This window comes from Bradyrhizobium cosmicum, from assembly GCF_032290525.1.
GTDB classification, from domain to species: domain Bacteria; phylum Pseudomonadota; class Alphaproteobacteria; order Rhizobiales; family Xanthobacteraceae; genus Bradyrhizobium; species Bradyrhizobium cosmicum_A.
In genome coordinates this window covers 1-243 of record NZ_JASXTA010000515.1, presented here as the reverse complement: position 1 = coordinate 243, position 243 = coordinate 1, and the positions used below count along the sequence as shown (strand labels likewise).

Genomic DNA, 243 nt, shown 5'->3' with positions numbered 1-243 from the left:
GCTTGTTTGGCATCGCCACTGCCCAGCGTTGGTACATTAAAGCCCATGATCAGGCTAGGCACCTGAACTGATTGATGGCTGGTCAGCTGCTGATAGCCTCGGTGGGTCGCGTGAGTGGGGCGAGTGCGCTTGGGGAGGGTAGCGGGCTTTAGGTGGCCAAAGTACTTTTCAACCCAAATCATCGCCTCATCGGCATCAATATCACCGACCATGACCAAAGTGGCATTATTGGGCGCATACCAC

At 55.1% G+C, this 243-nt stretch carries 1 protein-coding gene; it reads right to left on the bottom strand.

The genetic code is table 11. The features are described from left to right. Window positions 1–243 (bottom strand): insulinase family protein (locus QSV46_RS40770; RefSeq protein ID WP_314964424.1); only part of this gene is annotated, 243 nt, incomplete at both ends.